A 22909-nucleotide genomic window follows, 5' to 3' on the forward strand; every position below is an offset into this window, starting at 1 on the left:
TATGTTACCGATTCAACTGATTATCCAGGGATTGTATTCGTATCAATCCAAGCAAACCATAGATTTTAGCAGCTTGACCCAATCGGGACTTTTCGGGATTTTCGGAGGTGTTGGTTCGGGAAAATCGTCGATTTTAGAGGCGATTAGCCTGGCGTTATACGGAGAAACGGAGCGATTAAACAATCGCGACAGTCGGGGATACAATATGTTGAACCTCAGGTCGGACAAGGTTTATATCGAATTTGATTTCACCAATTTTGAGGAGCGAAAATTTAAGTTTACCGTATCGTGGAAGCGCAAGAAAAAATTTGAAGAAACCACGCCGATGGAGCGCCTGGCCTATGAGTGGAAAAACGAGGCGTGGATTCCTATGGAATCTGCCGATGCCACTTTGGTGCTGGGATTGACTTACGAGAATTTTCGTAGAACCATCATCATCCCGCAAGGTAAATTCAAAGAGTTTTTAGAGTTGAGGGGAGCGGATCGGTCCAAGATGATGAAGGAGATTTTTAATTTGGAGCGATTTGATTTAAGTCCTCAGGTTTCCAACCTACAACGCGACAATAATTTTAAAATCGAAAACCTCAAAGGGGTACTGTCGGGTTTTGAGCGCATCAACACGGCAGCAGTTCAACAACAACAAGTGGAATGGGAGGGTACACAACGCCAATTAACCCTGCTGAAAAGTGAATTTTCACAGGTTGAAACGCAGTGGAAAGCCCTACAAGAAGCCCAGCTCAAGTTGGACGAACTGCGTAAGAAACAGTTGGAATATAGCGAATTGACCGCTCAAAAACCGACTTTCGATCAGCTTCAAGCGGCTATTTCACAGTTTGAAACGGTCGAGAAGGCTTTTGTGGAATTGATCAATCGGCAACAGGCCTTAGCGACAGAAGAAGCCCAACAATTGAAGAGCAGAGAAAATGTGCTGTCGGATACCGTGAAATTGACTGCCGATTTGGACAATCAAAACGAGCAACTCCTCAAGTGGCAATCGGCCTACGATCAATTAGACAGTCAAAAGCAAAAGTTGCAGGATTGGGGAACATTGGAAAGGCTTAAGGAATTGGATGTGACCTTAGCGATGCAAAGAACCGCGATGGAAAAGGGCGCTGTGTTTGTAAAGGAACAAGAAGAATTGGAAATCGCGATTAAAAAGGAGATACAAGAGGGAGAAATCCAGATCGATCAGCTCAAGTTGCAGCGCATCGATGCGTCTCAGTGGATGGAAATCGGAACCTGGTATCAAACCCAAGCTTTTTTGGATAAACAGCTGGCCAGTTGGGAGAAAACACTTCGAGAACACAGCCTAGAGAGGGAACGTACCATCGAGGAATTTGAGCGTTTGCACGTAACACCCACTACGTGGATGGCGATTTATACCGCTAAAAGCGAGGAGTTACTCCAAGATATAGAAAAGCAAAATCAACGGATTACACAGTGGAGTGTAGCGCGTGAGTTGAGTCGATATGCGGCCGACTTACACGATGGAGAAGCCTGTCCTTTGTGCGGCGCATTGGAGCATCCACAAATCAATCATCAAGACGATGTGTCGGACCAATTAGCAGCAGCGCAACAAGCGAAAAAAGCCAGTGAATTAGCGCTCAAACAACTGCAACAACAGCAAGTGATACTTCAGAAAAATACAGCGACTTACGAATTTTTAAGTGCTCAAATCCAGCGTGCTGAAGCGGACAAGAAATCCGTCGAATCGCAGCTTGCGGCGCACTTAAACGCCTTTATATGGACGGAGTTTAGCGCCTCGAATCCCGATTTGTTTGAAACTAAAAAAATCGGAGCCAAAGCTTTGGAAGATCGACTGCTCCAAGAAGAACAGCGCATTAAAACCCTAAGAGTTTCGCTGACTTCTCAGCAGGAGCGCACCCAAAGAGCGGTTAAGAGAATCAGCGCCATAGCGATTGAAATCTCGAGTTTGGCCGGTCAATATCAGCAGTTAGAAGGTCAAATAAAAACCTTAGATGTTCGGGCTGGCTTGGGCTTTGACCTGGAAAACATCCAAGGTCAGAAAAAAGCTTTAGCCGAAGAGATTGAGTTGATCGAAAAGATGTATAAAGGCGCTTTGGAAAAAATTCAAGAACTCAAACCGCAACTGGCTACTAAAGCGGGTATTTTGGAAACCGTAGAAAAGCAATTGGCGTTTGTCCAAGGACAGCAACGGCAGTTAGGGGAAAATATAGAGCAAACCCTAGGGCAGCTAAACTTCGCAAATCTCGATGAGGTGAAAGTAATCCTATCGAAGAATTGGAATATAGCGCAAGAAAAACAACGGCTCAGTGAATTTCAATTTCAGCTGTTGCGCGCTGAGCAAATCACCAAAGAATTACAATTACAAACCGCCGGTTTGGAAATCGATGCGGCTGTGTTTGAAGCGACGGGACAGCGATACCGTCAATTGCAAACAGAAGTAGAGCAGCTCATCGGAAAAGCGAGTGCTTTAGAGCAAGAATATCTGCGCGTTCAAGCCGCTTTGGTACAAAAAACCGAATTGCTTGAACAGGCAAATCTACTCGAACAAAGAGCTTTGAATTTAACCACTATGGCAAACTTGTTTAAAGCCAGCGGATTTGTCAATTATGTTTCGAGTATTTATCTTCAAAACCTCTGTGATGTGGCCAATGTGCGCTTTCATCGATTGACTCGTAATCAATTGAGTTTAAAACTAAATGACAACAATGAATTTGAAGTAATCGATTATTTAAACAACGGCTATGCTCGTTCGGTTAAAACCCTTTCGGGAGGCCAGGGATTTCAAGCTTCTTTGTGTTTGGCCCTAGCCTTGGCAGAAAGCATTCAAGCCTTGAACAAATCCGATAAAAACTTCTTTTTTATCGACGAGGGATTCGGAACTCAGGACGCGGAAAGCATCAACACCGTTTTCGAAACCTTACAATATTTGCACAAGGAAAATAGAGTAGTGGGGATCATCTCGCATGTGGAGGAACTCCAAGAGCGCATTCCCAGTTCGATTTCCATTTACAAAAACGAGGAAAAAGGCAGTTATGTCGTGGTCAATTAGCCCGATTCCAGTTTATACCTGTAGTCGTTCTCGAATCAGGTCGACGCTTTTTTCCAGTATTTTATAATCGTAAAACAAGAGGATCAACAGCAATAGAATCGGGATCCACAATACCTGATGGTGGGCGTAGGGTACGAGGAAGGCCGCGAGTATGGCGCCCAGGGCAAAGGAAAAAATAATGGAAAGGGTCAGTTGGATCTTGCGGATTTTCGATTTCCGCTTTCCCTTTTTACGCATGATGATTTCGCCCAAACCGATGCCGAAATCGGTCACCATTCCGGTGAGGTGGGTAGTTCGAACCACATTTCCGCTTACCATAGAAACAATGCCGTTTTGCAGCCCCATCGCCGCAAAGAGCAACAAGAGTTCCAAGTCGATGATCGCGTGAAGCTCGTAATTTTCGGGTAAGTAAATGCAGGTGGTCAGTAGGCAGATTTCGAGTAAAATCGGCAATACATAAGAGAATTTGATGTTTCTTTTGGCGAAGAAATTAGTACACAAGGAAGCGATAAAAGAACCCAAGGCAAAACAACCAATCCAGCTGACAATTTGAATCAGTTGGGCGCTTGGGGCGTTTTTTGCCAGAGCCAAGGCCAATTCTCCCACGTGTCCCGTCAGATTGGTGGCAAAAGTCGCAAATTCATAAAAGCCAAATACGTTGATGATTCCCGCGACAAAAGCAAAAAATACGGCGAGTAATAAATTGTGTTTAAACGTTCGATTTCCCCCTTTAGAACTAAGCATTTACTAAATAAGTGTTGATTTAGAGTAAAGATAACATTTGACTAGAGAAAAAGAGAATCTAGGGTGTCTTTTTTGCCAGCACCAAATCGCTGTAGGAGCGGTCTACCAACTGGCTTTTTTCCAATTCAAAGTGTTCAAAATAACGGTCGCACTGCGCTTTTAAATCGGCCTGAGAGTGATTCGGGTTTTCCAGCATGGCTTCCACTTCTATAAAGATACCCAATTGTTGCACCACATCCAAGTGAAAGCGCACCGAATCTATGGCGTAAATCGTACGAACTTTATCCACAACGACTTTGACGCCGAGTTGGGTGGTCAAAATCGCTTTTAAAGCGGGGTTGGGGTCGTGTTGGTAATAGATGATGTCCGATTCCTTGGCCGTAGGGGTATCGGCGCGGTGGTAGTGAATCAAACTGTTTTGGCCGTCGGATTCCCGCAGTTTTAATCGAGCTACGGTCGCATTGAAATAGGTATCTACCTGATGGTAAACGCCGATTCGCGTAGCACCGAGGGCAATCAGCTTTTGTTCGTATTTATCCAGCGCTTCTACACGCGCCTTAAATTCTACATTTTGAATGTGCATATCGCGGTTTTAAAACTTTTAGATAGGTAGGCGAATATCAATAATAGTTCTTGCCCAATTCAATCTTTTCACGACCGCTTTTCATGCGCCATTGGTTGGTGTCGCGTAGCGAATAGGCACAGCCGCAGTATTCCTGCATATAGAAATGCTCCTGCTTACTGATGTCTAGCATACGACCGGCACCGCCTTTTTTACGCCAGTTAAAAGTCCAATACGTGATATCGGGATAATGACTGGCCGCAAGACAACCCGATTTGTTGATTTGCTCCATGTTTTTCCATCGCGAAATCCCCAGTGAACTGCTGATGATGTCAAAACCGTTTTCATAGGCATACAAAGCGGTACGCTCAAAACGCATGTCAAAACACATCGTACAGCGAATGCCCTTTTCCGGTTCTTGCTCCATACCCTTGGCACGCGCATACCAGTCTTCGACGTCGTAATCGCCGTCGATAAAGGGAATGTTGTGTTTGACCGCAAATCGGATGTTCTCTTCCTTGCGCAGATCATACTCCTTTTTTGGATGTATGTTCGGATTGTAAAAGTAAATGGTAAACTCGATCTCAGAGGCAATTAAGGCTTCCATCACCTCGCCTGCACAGGGTGCACAACAGGAGTGCAACAATAATTTTTTGCCGTTTTCCGGTAAGACTAACTTCTCTCTAATCAACTCGTTATTTTCCATTTTTTGGGGATATTTGCAATTGCAATTTTAATCAAAATTGAGCGAATATGAAAATTTTACCCCCTAGTTATTTATTTTAACTTAATGCCGCCAGAAGGGACTGCCGCTGACGGCTGTTTTTGATAAATTAACGGATTTACCGCGTAAAAAAACCGGCAATTTTTATTTATTGTTTATTAAAAGTATATTTGCGCTTTTAAATATAACCTTGTACAACTAATTAATAGCCGAGATATGAAAATCGAAAAACAATTACAGGAGAGAAGTGGCAATCAATGTGAATTATGTTCTTCTGCGGGAGAACTGAAAATTTATGAAGTACCACCTACTTCGGGTAACGTTAAAGATAGGGAGATTTATATTTGTAATACCTGTACAGCACAAATTGAAAAAAGAGAAGAATTAGACGCTAAACAATGGAATTGTTTAACGGGATCGATGTGGAGTGAAGTGCCTGCCGTACAAATTGTGGCTTGGAGAATGCTCAACCGCTTTAGAAACGAAAGCTGGGCAGCAGATTTGTTGGAAATGATGTATTTGGACGAAGAGATGTTGGTTTGGGCCAAGGCCACCGGCGACCATGAAGGCGATGCAGGTGTGGATTTACACAAGGATTGCAACGGAAATATCTTGGTTGGCGGCGATACCGTAACGCTGATCAAAGATTTAGATGTCAAAGGGTCTACTCTTAATGCAAAAATCGGAACAGCCGTAAGAAACATTCGAATAGTACACGACAATACCGAACAAATCGAAGGAAAAGTCGATGGTCAAACCATCGTTATCCTGACTAAATTTGTAAAGAAACAAGGTTAAGCAGTTTGGGAATTCGGTTTTTGCCGTTTTAATCCATTAGATATAAGGCATTTTACGCATGGCGTAATTTGCCTTTTTTTTGTCAATTCGATTCGGCTATGGATTTCAATTGGCTGTTCATCGCCTCAAACCCCTTAGTGGTATCGTTGATTAATTTGTTTTTAAATAGGGGAACCAAGCAACCGCTAAAGGTTTCACTATGCAAAAATCGCGTGGCTCCATCGGGCAGGGCTTCCAACACAAAACGGTGTTCACCGTCAAAAAGTCCCTTAATCAATAGTTTACCCCGCCATTGTAATTCTCGATTTTCGTCGAACACCAATACTTTTGGAGAAAACGTCATATCGGGCAATTCGATTTTTATGGTATTGCCCACGGCCACTGCACCACTTAGTGATTTGATAAAGGGATTCCACTGGGGATACCGCTGGAAATCGGTTAAGATACGCCATACGGTTTCTGGGGGCGCTGCAATGATAATTTGAGTTTCAATTTTCATAATTACGGTTGTTCGAAGGTTACTTTAGAGCAGATTATTGGCTATGACTGCACAGGCTTCGGCATCGGCCAAGGCGTGATGGTGGTTTTTTAAATCGTATCCAAAGTACTTGGCCACCGTGCCCAGTTGGTGGTTGTGCAATTGCGGTAGTTTTTGTCGGGCCAATCGCAGGGTACAATAGAATTCGAAATTGGGATAATCGAGGTCGTAAGACGCATAAATGGCTTTTAGGCAGCTCGCATCGAAGGAGCTGTTGTGCGCAACAAAGGGCAAATTTTTGGTTTTGGTCAAAATTTCCGACCATACGTCAAAAAATACCGGTGATTTAATCGTGTCTCCGTAGGTTAATCCATGCACAGCTGTAGTATAATAGGTGTACAAATTGGGTACGGGCTTAATCAGGCTGTATATGCGGTCGGTAATTATATTGTTTTCTACGATAACTAGCCCCAGGCTACAAATACTACTTCGTTTGGCATTGGCCGTTTCAAAATCTATGGCGACAAAGTCTGTCATTGGGTATGATTTAATAGTGTTTTTAAAAGGTAAAGATAGTGATAACTATTTCAGCTTCTTTTCATCGGTGACTAAATCCATGTGATATAAATCAAATCCCGCTGACCAATAATCAGCTACGGTTTCACGTAAAACAAACCCCATCTTTTGATAAAACAGATAAGCGACTTGGGACGTTCGAACGCTAATGGTCTGAATGTGGTCGATGTTTTGCAAGAATTCGATTCTAAACTGTGTTAATTGGGTTCCCAATCCTTTTCCTTGATAATCGGGATGAAAAAGATCCCAACTGAGTTTGCCTATACTGTTGTTTTCCGAAAAGTTAATACCACCACTACCAACGATTTCTCCGGCAATTTCTACTACAAAGTAGTGCTCGATATGGTGGTTTAAATAGTCGATCAAATCGATGCGTTCGTCCGCTGAAAAATAGAGCGGCGTATTCATCGTGAATAAATCTATTATGGCAGCTTGGTCTTTAGGCTGATATGGGCGTATTAAACCGGTATAAGGCATGGAGAATAATTTAAACAGTTAAGGTCATAAATACCAATGGACTATCGAAGGAGATCGTCAGCCGGACTTCATCGGAATTTTCGATTAATAAACAACTTGATTTTTCTAATTGATAACTGCCTTGGTCAATTTTAATATCCACGGGTTCTAAAGCGAACAAGATGATAAAGGGACTTGCGCTGCTTTGAGATTGATCGGTGATTTCTAAATGGTGTTTGTTTACCTTATGGCTAACCATCCAATTGAAATCTGTACCCAAAGAAGTTGAAATCACCGTATCGGCACTGTCAAAAAGAAAAATTTCTCTCTTTTTAAAATGCTGATTGATTCCGTTTCTACTAAGGTCAAGCGGATTGTCTAACATGCATAAATATCGGGTATAACCGTCAAACTGCGTAAAAACTGAGGGACTCTGCTCTAGGGTTGCACTGCTGATGCGGAATGTAAAATCTTTATGGGCATAGCTGGCCTGATTGGGATATAGAAAATACTGAAAGGTGCTTCCTCCAGCCCATAAATGAGGTTCTATTTGATTTAAGGATTTATACGTTATCTTCATCTAAGCGATTGGAATTATATAGACAACCAAAGATAGATAAATTGTTTTATTGTTTTCTTTTTGTCCCTAAATTTGAAAGTCAATTGTCTTAAACAAAAAACCAACGATTATGAAAGAATTTTTATTGTTAATCCGTGAAAACGTGAATTATGGAAGCCTCTCGCTCCAAGAGATGCAAGACGAGATTGAGAAACACCTAAATTGGGTCGAACAGTTGATGGAGCAAGGTTGTTTTAAAGGCGGAAATCCTTTAGATTCACAGGGTGTATCATTAAAGGGTAAAGACCGCGTGCTGACAGATGGGCCTTTTGTCGAGAGTAAAGAGTGCATTAGTGGTTTTTATTTTTTGATGGCAAATTCCCTAGAAGAAGCTACCGAAATAGGGAAGGGATGTCCTGCCTTAGATTTTGGAGCGAGTATTGAAATTAGAGAAGTGTTTCAAACAGAAGATGAATCCGAGGACTAATGCCGAGATAGATAAATTAACCCACCATCTTTTTCGAGAAAACTCGGGAAAGATGATGGGAATATTATCCAAGGTTTTTGGGGTACAACATATCGATGTGATTGCCGATGCGGTTCAAGACACTTTTGAAACGGCCATAGTGCGATGGCGTTTTTCCGGTTTACCAGAAAACCCAACTGCTTGGCTGATCAAAGTGGCTAAAAACAAAGCGATTAACGCGATCAAGCGACATGAGAAATGGGATAATAAGCCGTTGATGGAACGGGAGGACTTTGCGTGCCATGCGAACTGGGAGTATACCGACGCGCAAATCATTGACGCTCAGTTACAACTCTTATTGCTGTGTTGTAAACCCGGACTTTCAAAAAAAAATCAAATTGCGATTAGTCTTCACATCCTTTGTGGTTTTGGTGTTTCAGAAATTTCTAACGCACTCTTGATGACGGAAGAGGCTGTTAAAAAAGCGATTACACGAATTAAATCCCAATGGAAAAAATCCCTGTTGCTCCAGGGGGAGTCCATTTATGGCGCAACAACTTCGCTTGTAGAGAATCAAAATGACGACAAGCCGATACAGGAGATTTTGTATTTGATGTTTAACGAAGGATATAAAGCGACCAAAGGAAAAAAGGGAATTAATATAGATTTGTGCTTTGAGGCCATTCGCTTGTCAAAGCTCCTATTGATGCGCGAAAAATTCCATTTTGAAACCCGTAGTTTACTCGCATTGATGTTTTTTGATATCGCTCGATTTCCAGCGCGTATTTCCCCCCAAGGTGAGTGGCTAACGATGGAAGAGCAAGATCGCAGTTTATGGAATAAGACCTATATAGAAGAGGGGTTTCACTATTTGCAAAACGACGCTTTGCCCAAGGTACTAAATGCCTATTATATAGAAGCACTCTTGGCTTCGCTACATTGTACAGCCGGGCATTTTGAAAATACAGCTTGGAAAAGTATCGTTTTTCTATATCAGCAATTGGAAATACTAAAACCCAACAACTTTATCGTAAAATTCAATCGCATCATTGCAGAGAGCTTTTTGGGGAGTGCCGAACAAAGTTTATTAAAATTGAGCCAATGCAGTCCAGGCGAAATCAACAAGCGAGAATTTATATTTTACAGCGGTCAGGCCTATCTCTATGTTAAGATCGACGATAAAAAATCAGCCAAACAGTATTACCAACAAGCATTGGTCTTCGCCAAAACTAAAATGGATCAGAATTTTATAAAGAGGCGAATCACCGAATTGACCAGTAAACCCACAGACGAATAAATGAAACGGTCTGGCGGTGTCCGAATAATACCAATCGATGCGCTTTAAAGACGAATGAATCCAAGGCTATAGTGCTAAATTTGTAGCCTAATTGAAAAGCAGTGAAAAAGACGGTTGTTTTATTTTTGGCAATTTTATACGTGGTAGTATGCTCCGGCTTTACTACCTATACGCATTTGTGCCAAGGAGTAGAACAGGCGATCTCTTTTTCGGATTACAACAAAGTCGATCAGGACAACTGTGGTTTTTGTAAATCGATACACAAAACCAGCGACGAAGAAAAATGTTGTAAAGAAATCTCAAAAAACTTCAAACTCAATGTAAAAACCGCACTGCCTAAATCAATCGATTTTAGTGCTAAGTTTTTGGGCGATGCCTTGCCGCATCGGTTTTTTGCTGCTGTTTTTGAAGTAGTTGCTACCGTCGAAAGCGTGCCCTACTTCAATTTTCAGTCCCATACAATTCCCCTTCCGAGCAATCCGCTCTATATCTTTTACTGCGTTTACCGAATTTGATTACAGCGATTGAATAAAAAGGCACTCCTCGGAGTAGCTCATAATATTTCTATGGTTTAATCTTAAAATCACAATCGATGAACATGCAAGTAGTTGCATGGACGGCTTTTTGGTGTTTGACAGCGGCTACGCTGCAAGCGCAAACCCTTAGTTTGTCCGATGCATTGGAACATTCTGTTCTAAATTTTCAAAAAATAAAAGCGAAGGAAGCCGCTCTAGATGCTTCTAAGGAAAATGTCCGTTTTAACAAGCGGTCGTATTTACCCGATTTAACCTTGTCGGCACAGCAGAGTTATGGCACTATAAATGCGCAAAACGGTCCTATGTATAGCTACGGAGGATTGGGGTCTGCCGCTTCTTCTATGCCTTTGGAGGAGCAAAATTGGAATGCGGCTTTTGGAGCGCTATACCTGGCCAACATCAATTGGAACTTTTTCTCTTTTGGTAAAATCAAAAGTGAAATCGACGGTGCCCGTTCTAAGGAACAAGTGCTGGCAGACGATTTGGATCAACTGCGGTTTCAGCATCAGATTAAGGTCGGTGCGGCTTATTTCAATTTATTGGCTGCCCAACGCATCAAATATGTACAGGAGCGCAACGTGGAACGGGCTTTGGTGATCGAGAAGGTAACGGAGAGCCGTTCTAAAAGCGGTTTGATTCCCGCAGTGGATTTTGCCACCGCTCAGGCGGAGGTTTCCTATGCTCAAGCTGCGCGCATCAAGGCAATCGACAAGGAGTTGGCTTATTCCAAGTCTTTGGCTCAGCTGTTGGGTCAGGAATATCAGCAGTATCAATTGGACGATGCCTACGTATTGCAAACCCCTACTTATATCGGGGAGTCCGCATTGAGTCTCGAGCAGCATCCCGTTTTGGAATGGCAAAAGAGTCAAGTAGAACACAGTCAGCAACAAGAAAAAATACATACCGCCCTTCAACGTCCATCCCTGTCGCTATTTGGAGTGGTACAAGGCAGAGGGTCTGGTTTTGAATGGAATTATGTTCAGGATAACTCGGCTTTCTCCAAAGCGTATACTCACGGTGTGGGAATCGACCGAACCAATTATTTGGTCGGTTTGAATTTGAGCTGGAATCTAACGCAAATATTCCGTCAATCCTCCAAAGCCAAAGAGCAGAAATACCTGACTCAAGCCTTGGAACAAGAGTACTTATATGCCTATGAAGACATCAAGGCACAAAGGGAATTGACCAAAGAACAATGGGATAATGCCGTGGCGATCTATGAGCAAACCAAAATTCAAGTTTCGGCAGCTTCCAAAGCCTATGGACAACATACAGCTTTATACACCAATGGACTGAGCTCAATCGTCGACGTAACCCAGGCTTTTTATTTGCTTCACCGCGCTGAAATCGATTCCGAAATTGCACAAAACAACGTTTGGCAGGCCTTATGGATGATTGCAGCCGCTACCGGCGACGTGGACCTATTGTTAAACGAAACTAATACACAGAAGAAATGAATCTAATACGTTTTGCCTTGCGAAAGCCAATTTCCATTATGGTTTTGGTGTTGGGATTGCTGTTTTTTGGAATTAAAGCGACTCGGGAAATTAAGGTGGATATTCTACCGGAAATGAACCTGCCGGTAGTCTATATTGTGCATTCGTTCAACGGATATACGCCTCAGCAAATGGAGGGGTATTTTACCAAGATGTATGTGAATATGATGCTTTTTACCAGTGGTATTGAAAGCATAGAAACTAAAAACTCTCAGGGATTAACCCTGATGAAAATCAATTTTTACGAGGGAACCAATATGGCGCAAGCCATAGCCGAAATCAATGCGCTATCCAATCGTTCCCAAGTGTTTTTACCCCCTGGGGCACCGCCTCCGTTTATTATTCGCTTTGACTCGTCTACTCAGCCCATCGGGCAATTGGTGTTTCGAAGTGATTCCAAAACGAACAACCAGCTCCAGGACATCGCCAACTTTACCGCGCGTCCTTTCTTGATAAAGATACCGGGATTGACCACGGCACCGCCTTTTGGAGGAAGCCCGAGAACGGTGGAAATCAATATTGATCCGAGTAAATTGAGAGCACATCAGCTGTCGCCGGATCAAATTGTAGAAGCGATTAGTAGAAATAACATCACGGCTCCTTCGGGTAACTTGTATATCGATGAGGTCAATTATTTGACACCGACGAACAACACGATTAAGAACGTGGAGGATTTTGGCAATATTCCCATTTTTAAAGGAACGGTAGACAACGTGTATATCCGCGACATCGCTACGGTTAAAGACGGAGCCGATATCACCACCGGTTATGCGTTGATCAACGGCAAGCGCTCGGTGTACATCAATATAGCTAAGGCGGGAAATGCCTCGACTTGGGACGTGGTTAATCAGTTAAAAAAATCCATACCCGACATTCAGAAAAACCTGCCCGAAGACGTGTCGATCTCCTATGAGTTTGACCAATCGATTTACGTGATCAATGCGGTTAAGAGTTTGATCCTCGAGGGGGTTTTAGGAGCGATATTGACGGGACTGATGGTATTGCTGTTTTTACGGGATCGAAGAGCGGCTTTAATTGTGGTGTTGACCATTCCGATTTCAATTATTTCTGGAGTTTTGTTCTTAAAGCTCTTTGGTCAAAGTATCAATATCATGTCTTTGTCCGGTTTGGCTTTGGCAATTGGAATTTTAGTCGATGAGAGTACGGTGACCATTGAAAATATCCACCAGCACTTGGCGATGAAAAAAACCAGGGCCGAGGCGATATGGGAAGCATGTAAGGAAATAGCCTTTCCGAAGTTGCTGATTTTACTGTGTATATTGGCCGTTTTTGCACCGGCTTTTATGATGACGGGTATACCGGGGTCGTTGTTTATGCCGTTGGCATTGGCAATTGGGTTCTCCATGTTGTTCTCGTTTTTGCTGTCGCAAACCTTTGTGCCGGTGATGGCCAACTGGCTGATGAAGGCAAAGCCCGAAGGAGCATCGCATGCACCCGATCGCTTTGATCGTTTTAAAGACCGCTTTGTCGCGTTCTTAAATCGCATGATGCCTCACCGCAAAATTTTATTAATCGGTAGCCTTGTTTTGGTGTCCCTAGCCGTTTGGGGTATGTATAGCTTTACGGGTAAAGATGTTTTACCTACGGCCAATTCGAGTCAGTTTCAAGTGCGTATTAAAGCGCCTGAAGGAATGAGAATCGAGAATACCGAGTTAAAGGTCAAAGGCGTATTGCGCGAACTCGAGGCCTTAATTGGCAAAGAGCACATCGCTATTTCATCGGTTTTTATAGGACAGCACCCCTCGTCTTTTGCCGTGAGTCCGGTTTACTTGTACAATGCCGGTCCACATGAGGCCCTGATGCAAGTAGCACTAAAGGATTTCGACGGAGATATAGCGCTGCTCAAAGATCAAATTAGAGCGCATATAGCGCAAAAAATGCCCGAGTTGAAACTGTCTTTTGAACCGATTGAATTGACCGAAAAAATCTTGAGTCAAGGAACCAATACCCCTATTGAAGTGCGGTTTTCGGGGATGATGAAAAAGATGAACGTGATGTATGCCAATAAGTTATTGGCCAAATTGAAGGAAATCGATTATTTAAGGGATCAGCAAATTCCCCAATCCTTGGATTATCCAGCTATTGAAATCGCCATTGACCGGGTTAGAGCCGCTCAGTTAGGCGTAGATGTACAGGATATTTCCAGGTCGTTAGTGCCGAGTACGGCCTCATCGCGCTATACCAACAAGAATATGTGGGTAGAGGGCATGATGGGAATTGCTTATGACGTGCAGATTCAAACGCCGCAAAGTCAGTTAAACAGCAAAGAGGAATTATTGAAAATCCCATTGATGAAAAATTCCGACCGACCGATGTTGGGCGATGTTGCCACCTTAAAACCTACCAAGGTCTTTGGGGAGAGTTTTAACTTGGGTACCATGGCTTATACGCCCGTAACGGCAAATATTCACAAAACCGATTTGGGTAGAGCACAGAAAGACGTACAAGCGGCTATTGCTTCACTGGGTGAATTGCCCAAAGGAGTCAATATCCAAGTTGCGGGGATGACACCGGTTTTAGACGACGTGATGGACAGTTTATCCATGGGATTGTTGATGGCTATTATCGTGATCTTTTTGATGCTTACGGCCAACTTCCAATCGTTTAGAGTGTCGTTGGTCATTTTAACCACGGTGCCTTTTGTGATTTTGGGATCCTTGAGTTTGTTAAAGCTAACAGGCTCCACGCTGAACCTGCAATCTTATATGGGGGTCATCATGTCGGTGGGAGTATCTATTGCCAATGCGGTCTTGTTGATCAGTCATGCAGAAACCCTGCGCTTGCAACACGGACAAGCCTTGGCGGCGGCTATAGAATCGGCATCGCTTCGTATTCGCCCGATTTTAATGACCACTTTGGCCATGATGGCGGGGATGTTGCCGATGGCTATTGGCCATGGTGAAGGCGGAGATCAAGTAGCTCCTTTGGCACGTGCTGTAATCGGAGGATTGTTTGCCTCTTCTTTTAGTGTGCTGTTTTTACTGCCAATGATGTTTGTTTGGATACAAGGAAAGGCTTCCACACAGTCGCCTTCATTGGACCCAGAAGATGAGGACAGTGCGTATTACCTTAAAAAATAAAACCAATTAGGTGTGGGAAGCAGTCGGCAACTTGTGCAAAAAGGCTGTTTCCCAGACTATTAAATATTAGATAAAGATGAAATTTATACATTATACTTTTTTGGGAATGTCGCTTTTAGCCCTTTCCTGTAACTCGGACAAGAAAGCCCCTGAAGCACCAAAAATGGAGATGGGTATGAAGCCCTCCATGGAAACCGTGGTTTTAAAAAAGAGCAATCCGCTGACGTATATGCAGTTGACCGGAGAGTTGATTCCGGACAAACAGACGGCGATTTATGCGAAAGTAACGAGTTTTGTAAAGACCTTGTCGGTGGATATCGGCTCAAAAGTGGTTCAAGGTCAGGTTTTAATGGTTTTGGAAGCACCGGAGATTCAAGCGCAATTGGCGGCAGCCCATTCGAAGTGGAAGGCACAGGAGGCGATTTATATCGCAACGAAATCCAATTATGACCGTTTGTTCCGCGCCAACGAAACGGAAGGCGCTGTAGCCCAGGATGCGATCGATCAGATCGTAGCCAAAAAGGCGGCAGACCAAGCGCAATTAGTCGCTTTGAAATCTGCTTATGAGGAGGTTCAGGTCATGGCAGCTTACCTTGTTATCCGCGCGCCGTTTGACGGAATCATTGCACAGCGAAACGTGGAGCTCGGCTCTTATGTCGGTCCTTCTGGCAAAGGTTCGGATATGCCGTTGCTATTGCTACAAGACAATAAAAAACTGCGTTTGTCGCTTTCGGTACCGGAAGCACAGGCGGCTTACCTCAATTTGAACGATACGATTCGCTTTGTGGTAAAGGCAGTGCCTCAAATGCAATTTGTAGCAAAGATTTCGAGGAAGTCGGGTGCTTTGGATCCAAAATTGCGCTCCGAAAAAATAGAAGCGGATATCGCTAATCCTACGGGGGCTTTAAAAGCCTTAATGGTAGCCGAAGCGACCATACCTCTAAAATCGGCTCAGTCAAGCTTTTTTGTACCCAAGCCCGCTTTGGTAGAAAGCGGGGTGGCGCATTATGTCGTTCAAGTAAAAGAGGGTAAAACCAAACACATCGTAGTGGCCAAAGGGAGAATGATGCCCGATATGGTTGAGGTTTTTGGCGATCTAAACGAGGGAGATATGATATTGAAGATGGCAACAGAAGAAATTGAAGAAGGCATGGCGGTTCCTGCAAAGTAGGGACGCTGCTTAAATCTTAAATATGCGGTAGTGGTTGTATGATACGACACGACTACCCAAATCCATGCGGATTCGTCCACCACTTTGTGGGAGGGACGGTCCGCTTTGGTGTTTTTATACTATATATAGGGTGAATGACCCAGGGGGCTATGCGCAGATTTGCCGAGGTGCTGATTCGTTCATTTGCCTTGGTTAGTAGAAAATATTTAAGAACTGCATTTTTTATTCGGAAATTGAACTTCTTTAAGTCAGTTAGTGAATAAATGCCTATTTGTCCATTCGCAGATTCGTAGATTCGTCATGTTTTGTAGGAAATATTTAAGAGCTGCTTTTTTTTTATTCGGAAAAGGCCTCCTTTGCGCAACTTCTCGAATCAGCGAATCAACGAATCGTCGAATCCGCTCTTTACTATAACAAGCCATCTTCTTTTTTCCGGCACTATCGAATCAGCAAATCATCAAATCCGCGAATACTCGAATCCGCATCAAGTCCATTAGCAGATTTGCCCTGTTTTGCAGAAAGTAATTAAGGACTGCATTTTTTAATAAACGCTTATAAATGATAACAAAAAACGGGAAAGCCACTGACTTCCGTGAGAAAAGCGTAGCTTTCCCGCGTGAATTGATGTTAATTTAAAATCAAATATAAAAAAAATACTTTAAAGTAACCTATATGTGTCCTGTTATTTTTTTAAAAAACGGGAAATTTACTTCTATGGAAAAGGATAGTTTTAAAGAGGAAAACGAAGCTTTGGGGTACCGCATCCGAGAACTGCGAGAAAATTATGTACACGAAAAAATCTCTCAGGAAGAACTCAGTTATAAAACGGGAAACGCAAAGAAAACCATAGGAGAAATCGAACGGGGCAACACCAATCCCACTTACGAAACCCTACTCAAAATAAGCATGATGCTCGATTTGACCATCAATCAGCTGTTCGATTTTGACATGCCCACCTATATCCGACTGTCTCAAGAATATAAGGAACGGAAAAAGAAAAAATAAGCTTTTTTTCTTTTGCGAATTCCTCCGCTGTCGCGCGAGTCCTCGCTTAAATCCGCGAATCAGCAGATCCATAAATAAGCATCAAGTCCATTCGTCAATGTGCGCCGCTCGCGCCAGCATTTTGCTGGTGCGCACGAAGAAAAAGCTTATTCGCTTATTTGCCCATGCGCGGATGCGCCCTGTTTTGCAGAAAGTATGTAAGAGCTACATCTTTAATCCGTAAATGAGCTCCTTTGCGCAACCCGGCAAATCCGCGAATAAACAAATCCTCGAATCCGCTCTTTACTATAACAAGCCATCTTCTATTCTACGGCACTCTCGAATCCGCGAATCAACGAATCCTCGAATCTGCAATGAACTAACTATTTCCACAAATCGTGTATTCTCCGCATCCCGGCGAATAAGCGAATCAACGAATAAACAAATCCGCAAAAAAAAACCAAGCTATCTTCTATGTTAACAGCTGGTTACCATATCCCCGGCAAAATCCCCTTAAAATAAACATTAAAAAAGTAGGAAAGCTGGTAAAAAGACCTACTTTTGCACTCGCATTACCGCAGAAGTTCTTTGAGAAACGGAGTTAAGAAAATAAGAAACACAATTGGGGAGTTCGCTCTTTAAAAGATTTATAAAAATTAAATTTGTTTCTTAGGAAATTATAGTTGTATCTTTGCCACCCGCAAGGAAACAACGCTCTGATATATTATTGACAAGAAAATAAAGAGAAATTTTTTCTCACAAAAACCTTGCCAGTTAAAAAAGAAGTTGTAGTTTTGCATCCGCTTTGAGAGATAAGCGAAAACAAGAAGACACGTTCATAGACATATTGAATTGACAGCAAATAAGAGAGAGTAAGGAAATCGCAAGATTTCAAGAATTAGCGCAAACTATCTAAACATATTAAAAAAATACGATGAAGAGTTTGATCCTGGCTCAGGATGAACGCTAGCGGCAGGCTTAACACATGCAAGTCGAGGGGTAGAGGAAGCTTGCTTCCTTGAGACCGGCGCACGGGTGCGTAACGCGTATGCAATCTACCTTTTACAAAGGAATAGCCCAGAGAAATTTGGATTAATGCCTTATAGTGTTGTTGGATGGCATCATTCGACAACTAAAGATTTATCGGTAAAAGATGAGCATGCGTCCCATTAGCTAGTTGGTATGGTAACGGCATACCAAGGCAATGATGGGTAGGGGTCCTGAGAGGGAGATCCCCCACACTGGTACTGAGACACGGACCAGACTCCTACGGGAGGCAGCAGTGAGGAATATTGGTCAATGGAGGCAACTCTGAACCAGCCATGCCGCGTGCAGGAAGACGGTCCTATGGATTGTAAACTGCTTTTATACAGGAATAAACCTACCCTCGTGAGGGTATTTGAAGGTACTGTAGGAATAAGGATCGGCTAACTCCGTGCCAGCAGCCGCGGTAATACGGAGGATCCAAGCGTTATCCGGAATCATTGGGTTTAAAGGGTTCGTAGGCGGTTTGATAAGTCAGTGGTGAAATCTCCTAGCTTAACTAGGAAATGGCCATTGATACTGTCGGACTTGAATTATTGGGAAGTAACTAGAATATGTAGTGTAGCGGTGAAATGCTTAGATATTACATGGAATACCAATTGCGAAGGCAGGTTACTATCAATTGATTGACGCTGATGAACGAAAGCGTGGGTAGCGAACAGGATTAGATACCCTGGTAGTCCACGCCGTAAACGATGGATACTAGCTGTTCGGTCGCAAGACTGAGTGGCTAAGCGAAAGTGATAAGTATCCCACCTGGGGAGTACGTTCGCAAGAATGAAACTCAAAGGAATTGACGGGGGCCCGCACAAGCGGTGGAGCATGTGGTTTAATTCGATGATACGCGAGGAACCTTACCAGGGCTTAAATGTAGATTGACCGTTTTGGAAACATTACTTTCGCAAGACAATTTACAAGGTGCTGCATGGTTGTCGTCAGCTCGTGCCGTGAGGTGTCAGGTTAAGTCCTATAACGAGCGCAACCCCTATCGTTAGTTGCCAGCGGGTCATGCCGGGAACTCTAACGAGACTGCCAGTGCAAACTGAGAGGAAGGTGGGGATGACGTCAAATCATCACGGCCCTTACGTCCTGGGCTACACACGTGCTACAATGGCCGGTACAGAGAGCAGCCACTGGGCGACCAGGAGCGAATCTACAAAACCGGTCACAGTTCGGATCGGAGTCTGCAACTCGACTCCGTGAAGCTGGAATCGCTAGTAATCGGATATCAGCCATGATCCGGTGAATACGTTCCCGGGCCTTGTACACACCGCCCGTCAAGCCATGGAAGCTGGGGGTACCTGAAGTCGGTGACCGCAAGGAGCTGCCTAGGGTAAAACTGGTAACTAGGGCTAAGTCGTAACAAGGTAGCCGTACCGGAAGGTGCGGCTGGAACACCTCCTTTCTAGAGATACGCACTAATTTTATCTTGCTCTCGCTGTTCAATTCAAATAATACACAATAAAAGTACAGAGTCTCGTAGCTCAGCTGGTTAGAGTACTACACTGATAATGTAGGGGTCGGCAGTTCGAGTCTGCCCGGGACTACAGGCTACGCCTGAGGTAAACTTTTGATCATTTTGTCTGCATTTTGCGCAAACAAAACGGCAAAGGACAACGTCAGACGCGGGCATTACTAGCTAATAGCTAGGAAAAACACACTTTTATTGAAAGGAAATTTTAGAGGTTGACTAACCCGAATACGTTTGGAATAAACACCGATAAAACGACATTGGGGGATTAGCTCAGCTGGCTAGAGCGCCTGCCTTGCACGCAGGAGGTCATCGGTTCGACTCCGATATTCTCCACTACGGCATCAAGGGTCAATTGGTAACACAAAAGACCTGCCACACGTTCATTGACATATTGAGATATTTAAATACAATAAAAATAATAGAAAGCACGTAATTGATTTCGATTGATTACACAAGCACATAAGCAAAATAAGGGCGTATGGGGGATGCCTAGGCTCTCAGAGGCGAAGAAGGACGTGATAAGCTGCGAAAAGCTACGGGGATCGGCACACACGAATTGATCCGTAGATATCCGAATGGGGCAACCCACTATGTTGAAGACATAGTATCCGATAGGAGGCAAACCCGCTGAACTGAAACATCTAAGTAGGCGGAGGAGAAGAAAACAAAAGTGATTCCGTAAGTAGTGGCGAGCGAACGCGGAACAGCCCAAACCAATGTTGTTACGGCAATATTGGGGTTGTAGGACCACGAGATTTCTTGCGGACAGAATTAGAACAAGTTGGAAAGCTTGACCATAGAGGGTGACAGTCCCGTATAAGTAATGGAAGATAAGAATAGTGGTATCCTGAGTAGGTCGGGGCACGTGAAACCCTGATTGAAACTGGCGGGACCATCCGCTAAGGCTAAATACTCCTGAGAGACCGATAGTGAACCAGTACCGTGAGGGAAAGGTGAAAAGAACCGTGAATAACGGAGTGAAATAGATCCTGAAACCATACGCCTACAAGCGGTCGGAGCCCTTAAGTGGGGTGACGGCGTGCCTTTTGCATAATGAGCCTACGAGTTACCGTTGCTGGCAAGGATAAGTGGTTAAGCCATGGATCCGTAGCGAAAGCGAGTCTGAATAGGGCGCTTTAGTCAGTAGTGGTAGACGCGAAACCGTGTGATCTACCCATGGGCAGGTTGAAGTTTAGGTAACACTAAATGGAGGACCGAACCGGTTGACGTTGAAAAGTCTTCGGATGACCTGTGGGTAGGGGTGAAAGGCCAATCAAACTCGGAAATAGCTCGTACTCCCCGAAATGCATTTAGGTGCAGCGTTAGTTATAAAGTTATATAGAGGTAGAGCTACTGATTGGATGCGGGGGTTTCACCACCTACCAATTCCTGACAAACTCCGAATGCTATATAATGTTCACTAACAGTGAGGGCATGGGTGCTAAGGTCCATGTCCGAGAGGGAAAGAACCCAGACCATCAGCTAAGGTCCCCAAATGTATACTAAGTTGAAAAAACGCGGTTTGTCTGCCCAGACAGCTAGGATGTTGGCTTGGAAGCAGCCATTCATTTAAAGAGTGCGTAACAGCTCACTAGTCGAGCGGACGAGCATGGATAATAATCGGGCATAAGTATACTACCGAAGCTATGGATTTACAGACAAGGGTTTGTAAGTGGTAGGGGAGCATTCTAATGGGGTTGAAGGTGAGTTGTGAGACTTGCTGGACTAATTAGAAAAGAAAATGTAGGCATAAGTAACGATAATGCGGGCGAGAAACCCGCACACCGAAAAACTAAGGTTTCCACAGCTATGCTAATCAGCTGTGGGTTAGTCGGGTCCTAAGGCAAACCCGAAGGGGGACGTCGATGGCCAACGGGTTAATATTCCCGTACTACTTATAATTGTGATGGAGTGACGGAGTGATGAAAGCACCGCGAACTGACGGAATAGTTCGTTGAAGATTGTAGCTATATTCCAGATAGTAAAATGCGTTTGGAATGGCAAAGATCGATAGTACTGCGAGTCTACGGACAAGTAGATAGTGTGCCTAAGGGCTTCCAAGAAAACCTTCTAAACATAGATTATAAGTACCCGTACCGTAAACCGACACAGGTAGTTGGGGAGAGAATCCTAAGGTGCTCGAGAGATTCATGGCTAAGGAACTAGGCAAAATAGACCTGTAACTTCGGGAGAAAGGTCGCCAGCGCAAGCTGGCCGCAGTGAAGAGGTCCAGGCGACTGTTTATCAAAAACACAGGGCTCTGCAAAATCGTAAGATGAAGTATAGGGCCTGACACCTGCCCGGTGCTGGAAGGTTAAGAGGAGATGTTATGAGCAATCAGAAGCATTGAATTGAAGCCCCAGTAAACGGCGGCCGTAACTATAACGGTCCTAAGGTAGCGAAATTCCTTGTCGGGTAAGTTCCGACCTGCACGAATGGTGTAACGATCTGGACGCTGTCTCAGCCATGAGCTCGGTGAAATTGTAGTATCGGTGAAGATGCCGATTACCCGCAGTGGGACGAAAAGACCCTGTGCACCTTTACTATAGCTTAGTATTGTTCTTGGATAAGTGATGTGTAGGATAGGTGGGAGACTGTGAAGTGGCGTCGCTAGGCGTTGTGGAGTCATTGTTGAAATACCACCCTTTGCTTATTTGAGATCTAACTCCATATAATGGAGGACATTGCTTGGTGGGTAGTTTGACTGGGGTGGTCGCCTCCAAAAGAGTAACGGAGGCTTCTAAAGGTTCCCTCAGCACGCTTGGTAACCGTGCGTAGAGTGCAATGGTATAAGGGAGCTTGACTGAGAGACTAACAAGTCGACCAGGTACGAAAGTAGAGCATAGTGATCCGGTGGTTCCGCATGGAAGGGCCATCGCTCAAAGGATAAAAGGTACGCCGGGGATAACAGGCTGATCTCCCCCAAGAGCTCATATCGACGGGGGGGTTTGGCACCTCGATGTCGGCTCGTCACATCCTGGGGCTGGAGAAGGTCCCAAGGGTTGGGCTGTTCGCCCATTAAAGTGGCACGCGAGCTGGGTTCAGAACGTCGTGAGACAGTTCGGTCTCTATCTACTGCGGGCGTTAGAAATTTGAGTGGATCTGATTCTAGTACGAGAGGACCGATTTGGACAAACCTCTAGTGTATCTGTTGTCTCGCCAGGGGCATCGCAGAGTAGCTACGTTTGGCAGGGATAAGCGCTGAAAGCATATAAGCGCGAAACCCACCACAAGATGAGATTTCTTTAAAGGGTCGTGGGAGATGACCACGTTGATAGGCTATAGATGTAAAGGCAGTAATGTCATAGTCGAGTAGTACTAATAACCCGTAAGCTTATGTGTACTGTCCCGTTTTTTAAACGGGACAGGATGACTTTCTACTTATACAATACACGTATTTAAATAT

General features: G+C 44.0%; 15 protein-coding genes, 2 tRNA genes, 2 rRNA genes and 1 pseudogene. 13 read left to right on the top strand and 7 right to left on the bottom strand.

Going from position 1 to position 22909, the window contains the following annotated elements; all coding sequences use genetic code 11:
• Position 1 precedes the first annotated feature (1 nt).
• Positions 2–2899 (top strand): annotated as a pseudogene (locus ACQZ43_RS09585) (AAA family ATPase); the annotation flags it as partial.
• A 150-nt stretch (positions 2900–3049) separates the two neighbouring features.
• Here the strand turns inward: ACQZ43_RS09585 and ACQZ43_RS09590 are convergent.
• From ACQZ43_RS09590 to ACQZ43_RS09600, 3 genes are read right to left on the bottom strand one after another with little or no spacing between them, the layout of a single operon-like run.
• A complete protein-coding gene (locus ACQZ43_RS09590) occupies positions 3050–3781 on the bottom strand; it encodes a YoaK family protein (protein WP_430612065.1) in 732 nt (243 codons plus the stop codon).
• A 58-nt stretch (positions 3782–3839) separates the two neighbouring features.
• Positions 3840–4364: a class IV adenylate cyclase gene (locus ACQZ43_RS09595; RefSeq protein WP_430612067.1), complete on the bottom strand. Its 525-nt coding sequence runs from the start codon at positions 4362–4364 to the stop codon at positions 3840–3842.
• 37 nt (positions 4365–4401) lie between these two features.
• Positions 4402–5049 (bottom strand): epoxyqueuosine reductase QueH, encoded by a 648-nt coding sequence (locus ACQZ43_RS09600; RefSeq protein ID WP_430612069.1) that lies wholly within the window; start codon positions 5047–5049, stop codon positions 4402–4404.
• A 234-nt stretch (positions 5050–5283) separates the two neighbouring features.
• Here ACQZ43_RS09600 and ACQZ43_RS09605 point away from each other — a divergent pair, with 234 nt between their 5' ends.
• Positions 5284–5865, top strand: coding sequence for a PhnA domain-containing protein (locus ACQZ43_RS09605; protein ID WP_430612071.1), 582 nt, complete (start codon positions 5284–5286; stop codon positions 5863–5865).
• Positions 5866–5947: 82 nt separating this feature from the next.
• On the opposite strand, the gene ACQZ43_RS09610 is transcribed toward ACQZ43_RS09605, so the two are convergent.
• The 4 genes from ACQZ43_RS09610 to ACQZ43_RS09625 are packed head-to-tail and all read right to left on the bottom strand — an operon-like array spanning position 5948 to position 7955.
• Entirely contained in the window at positions 5948–6364 is a 417-nt protein-coding gene (locus tag ACQZ43_RS09610) for an SRPBCC family protein (RefSeq protein ID WP_430612073.1), read from the bottom strand.
• Positions 6365–6388: 24 nt separating this feature from the next.
• The gene (locus tag ACQZ43_RS09615; protein ID WP_430612075.1) at positions 6389–6880 is read right to left on the bottom strand and encodes a 3'-5' exonuclease; all 492 of its coding nucleotides are present in this window, start codon (positions 6878–6880) and stop codon (positions 6389–6391) included.
• A gap of 45 nt (positions 6881–6925) precedes the next feature.
• Positions 6926–7396, bottom strand: coding sequence for a GNAT family N-acetyltransferase (locus tag ACQZ43_RS09620; RefSeq protein WP_430612077.1), 471 nt, complete (start codon positions 7394–7396; stop codon positions 6926–6928).
• A 10-nt stretch (positions 7397–7406) separates the two neighbouring features.
• Entirely contained in the window at positions 7407–7955 is a 549-nt protein-coding gene (locus tag ACQZ43_RS09625) for a HutD family protein (protein ID WP_430612079.1), read from the bottom strand.
• A 109-nt stretch (positions 7956–8064) separates the two neighbouring features.
• Between ACQZ43_RS09625 and ACQZ43_RS09630 the strand changes: the two genes are divergently transcribed.
• The 11 genes from ACQZ43_RS09630 (at position 8065) to ACQZ43_RS09680 (ending at position 22845) form a co-directional block, all read left to right on the top strand.
• Entirely contained in the window at positions 8065–8421 is a 357-nt protein-coding gene (locus ACQZ43_RS09630; protein WP_430612081.1) for a YciI family protein, read from the top strand.
• Entirely contained in the window at positions 8405–9697 is a 1293-nt protein-coding gene (locus ACQZ43_RS09635; RefSeq protein ID WP_430612082.1) for an RNA polymerase sigma factor, read from the top strand. Before ACQZ43_RS09630 ends, ACQZ43_RS09635 begins: the two co-directional genes overlap by 17 nt.
• Positions 9698–9798: 101 nt before the next feature.
• Positions 9799–10212, top strand: a complete 414-nt coding sequence (locus ACQZ43_RS09640; protein WP_430612084.1) for an HYC_CC_PP family protein — start codon at positions 9799–9801, stop codon at positions 10210–10212.
• 77 nt (positions 10213–10289) lie between these two features.
• Positions 10290–11690, top strand: coding sequence for a TolC family protein (locus ACQZ43_RS09645; protein ID WP_430612086.1), 1401 nt, complete (start codon positions 10290–10292; stop codon positions 11688–11690).
• Positions 11687–14830 carry an efflux RND transporter permease subunit gene (locus ACQZ43_RS09650; protein WP_430612088.1) on the top strand — a complete coding sequence of 1048 codons (3144 nt, stop codon included), beginning with the start codon at positions 11687–11689 and terminating at the stop codon, positions 14828–14830. The genes ACQZ43_RS09645 and ACQZ43_RS09650 overlap by 4 nt, the downstream gene beginning before the upstream one ends.
• A 76-nt stretch (positions 14831–14906) precedes the next feature.
• A complete protein-coding gene (locus ACQZ43_RS09655) occupies positions 14907–16001 on the top strand; it encodes an efflux RND transporter periplasmic adaptor subunit (protein ID WP_430612090.1) in 1095 nt (364 codons plus the stop codon).
• Positions 16002–16715: 714 nt separating this feature from the next.
• Positions 16716–17006: a helix-turn-helix transcriptional regulator gene (locus tag ACQZ43_RS09660; RefSeq protein ID WP_430612092.1), complete on the top strand. Its 291-nt coding sequence runs from the start codon at positions 16716–16718 to the stop codon at positions 17004–17006.
• Between the two features lie 910 nt (positions 17007–17916).
• Positions 17917–19434 (top strand): 16S ribosomal RNA (locus ACQZ43_RS09665).
• A 68-nt stretch (positions 19435–19502) separates the two neighbouring features.
• Positions 19503–19576, top strand: a tRNA-Ile gene (locus tag ACQZ43_RS09670).
• Positions 19577–19762: 186 nt separating this feature from the next.
• Positions 19763–19836: transfer RNA gene (locus ACQZ43_RS09675), tRNA-Ala, on the top strand.
• A 124-nt stretch (positions 19837–19960) separates the two neighbouring features.
• Positions 19961–22845: ribosomal RNA gene (locus ACQZ43_RS09680) — 23S ribosomal RNA — on the top strand.
• The 16S and 23S rRNA genes sit together here with 2 tRNA genes alongside, the layout of an rRNA operon.
• Positions 22846–22909: the final 64 nt, after the last annotated feature.

This window comes from Flavobacterium sp. JP2137 (assembly GCF_050562195.1).
Classification (GTDB): Bacteria; Bacteroidota; Bacteroidia; order Flavobacteriales; family Flavobacteriaceae; genus Flavobacterium.

Bases quoted from the DNA above. Each gene is read 5' to 3' on its own strand.
- ACQZ43_RS09590 (WP_430612065.1), bottom strand. From the start codon at position 3,781: ATGCTTAGTTCTAAAGGGGGAAATCGAACGTTTAAACACAATTTATTA.
- ACQZ43_RS09595 (WP_430612067.1), bottom strand. From the start codon at position 4,364: ATGCACATTCAAAATGTAGAATTTAAGGCGCGTGTAGAAGCGCTGGAT.
- ACQZ43_RS09600 (WP_430612069.1), bottom strand. From the start codon at position 5,049: ATGGAAAATAACGAGTTGATTAGAGAGAAGTTAGTCTTACCGGAAAAC.
- ACQZ43_RS09605 (WP_430612071.1), top strand. From the start codon at position 5,284: ATGAAAATCGAAAAACAATTACAGGAGAGAAGTGGCAATCAATGTGAA.
- ACQZ43_RS09610 (WP_430612073.1), bottom strand. From the start codon at position 6,364: ATGAAAATTGAAACTCAAATTATCATTGCAGCGCCCCCAGAAACCGTA.
- ACQZ43_RS09615 (WP_430612075.1), bottom strand. From the start codon at position 6,880: ATGACAGACTTTGTCGCCATAGATTTTGAAACGGCCAATGCCAAACGA.
- ACQZ43_RS09620 (WP_430612077.1), bottom strand. From the start codon at position 7,396: ATGCCTTATACCGGTTTAATACGCCCATATCAGCCTAAAGACCAAGCT.
- ACQZ43_RS09625 (WP_430612079.1), bottom strand. From the start codon at position 7,955: ATGAAGATAACGTATAAATCCTTAAATCAAATAGAACCTCATTTATGG.
- ACQZ43_RS09630 (WP_430612081.1), top strand. From the start codon at position 8,065: ATGAAAGAATTTTTATTGTTAATCCGTGAAAACGTGAATTATGGAAGC.
- ACQZ43_RS09635 (WP_430612082.1), top strand. From the start codon at position 8,405: ATGAATCCGAGGACTAATGCCGAGATAGATAAATTAACCCACCATCTT.
- ACQZ43_RS09645 (WP_430612086.1), top strand. From the start codon at position 10,290: ATGAACATGCAAGTAGTTGCATGGACGGCTTTTTGGTGTTTGACAGCG.
- ACQZ43_RS09650 (WP_430612088.1), top strand. From the start codon at position 11,687: ATGAATCTAATACGTTTTGCCTTGCGAAAGCCAATTTCCATTATGGTT.
- ACQZ43_RS09655 (WP_430612090.1), top strand. From the start codon at position 14,907: ATGAAATTTATACATTATACTTTTTTGGGAATGTCGCTTTTAGCCCTT.
- ACQZ43_RS09660 (WP_430612092.1), top strand. From the start codon at position 16,716: ATGGAAAAGGATAGTTTTAAAGAGGAAAACGAAGCTTTGGGGTACCGC.